Source organism: Vreelandella songnenensis, from assembly GCF_003002925.1.
In the GTDB taxonomy this organism is placed as follows: Bacteria; Pseudomonadota; Gammaproteobacteria; order Pseudomonadales; family Halomonadaceae; genus Vreelandella; species Vreelandella songnenensis.
Window position 1 is genome coordinate 1 of the sequence record NZ_PVTK01000030.1, and the last position, 1,620, is coordinate 1,620.

General features: G+C 59.9%; 2 protein-coding genes and 1 pseudogene. All 3 read left to right on the forward strand.

Annotated elements, in window-relative coordinates; genetic code table 11:
* Window positions 1-363: pseudogene (locus B0H98_RS16880) on the forward strand (DUF2345 domain-containing protein); the annotation flags it as partial.
* Window positions 364-1,299: a DUF4123 domain-containing protein gene (locus B0H98_RS16885; protein WP_106376228.1), complete on the forward strand. Its 936-nt coding sequence runs from the start codon at window positions 364-366 to the stop codon at window positions 1,297-1,299.
* Window positions 1,292-1,620 (forward strand): toxin VasX (locus B0H98_RS16890; RefSeq protein ID WP_146130278.1); only part of this gene is annotated, 329 nt, incomplete at its 3' end. The genes B0H98_RS16885 and B0H98_RS16890, both read left to right, overlap by 8 nt.

The window sequence follows — 1,620 nt, forward strand, 5'->3', positions numbered from 1 at the left end:
ACCCGCCACGACAACATCGGCCAGGCGCAGCTGGTGGAAGCCGGGCAGGAGATTCATCACAAGGCGGGCATGAAGGTAGTGATCGAAGCCGGCGCCGAGATCACCCTGAAAGCCGGCGGCAGCTTCCTGAAGATCGACCCCAGCGGCGTCACCCTGGTGGGCCCGCAGGTCAAGATCAACTCCGGCGGCAGCCCCGGTTCGGGGAGTGGCCAGGCGGCGCAGGCGCCGCAGTTGCCGGGGCAGGCAGAGGCTCAGAGCCATCAGATAGTGCCGCCCATCAATCGCCCGGCGCAGCTTAAAACGTTACTGAAGGCACCCGCCCGCTGCGAGATTTGTGAAGACGTGAGCCAGGTAAATCGCTAGATGCAACGACCGCAGGCAGTGACACATGCATTGGTAGATGGCGTGCGTTATCCCGATGCGCTCAGACGCTTGTATAGCCGCGATGACATCGAGGATATCGAGCCGCTCTACCTCATGACCCGCTGGGCATCGTTAGCCGAGCAGGGCCCGATACTGGTGCGCCTCAAAAGCAGCCGTTTAGCGGATGACGCTTGCGCTAACCACGACAGCAACGTGTATCGCTCGCTTTCGTTACTGAGCAGCCAGGCGAGCACCAGCGAGCTGAGCAGGCACCTGGGACAGTTCGTGACGTTTAACGGGGAAGGGGGGCACGAACAGTTATTGCGCTTTGCTGATCCACTCGTCACCAGGCATTGGTTGAGCAGTTACGAAAGTGCCCTGCCAGCGGGCATCCTGGGCCCTATCGATACGTGGTGGGTGGCCGATTGGGCACCTAACTGGGCAGAGCCGCGCCCGGTGACGTGGCAAGCATTTCAATCGCACCTCCGGCAGGCATCACCCTCGGTGAGCGAGGCAAGTACTTTCCCGCCTATGGGGAATGCACAGCTAGCCGCGCTCGAGGCGATGGCCCGTTGGCAGCTCAAGGAGCGCCTGACGAGTTATTTCAGAGAGCATATGCCTGAACATTGGCAGTACCTTCCAGCCCAGAAGAGAGGCCGATGGCTTGACGAGCGCCTGGACGCTGCCGCCGCCTGGGGAGCCAATACGGAGCGCCAGGTGGCCATTTGGCTCAGTTTGAGTTTGCGTTGGGGCGACGATTTCATTTCGGCGCGTGACGGTTTATATGACCGCTGGATGACGCAAATCGATGGTCATCAGCCGCTTTCCAGGCAAGAGCAACTGTATGCGCTGGATGTCTGGAGTCGAAGTCAAGAGACGCCGCCGGAGAGCATCGCGCAGGTATCACGATTAAAAAACGAGGACACGCATGGCTAACTCGGATGTTCAGGCACAATCTCGCAACGCCGCCTTTGATGAAACGCCTGTAGGAGGCGGTGTCTGCCCACTGTTTATCGACATCGATATTTTTCCCGTACGCTATGCCATTGATGAGGCCCCCGCCGAGGCAGGGGCACCTGCCCCGCATCCGATAGCGGAAGAGTGGCAAGGGCCTGGCTACCCCGAGATCGATACCCGTGATTACACGCTGCGGCAATTGCGGGATGGCTGGCTTTACGTCTGGGTAAGCGAGGAGGGAGAGACGCGTCTTGATGAGTACCTCATAGAAGGCGCTACGTTCAATGGGGCTTCTCACTT

Excerpts from the sequence above, each read along its gene's own strand:
- B0H98_RS16885 (WP_106376228.1), top strand. The coding sequence starts at position 364 with ATGCAACGACCGCAGGCAGTGACACATGCATTGGTAGATGGCGTGCGT.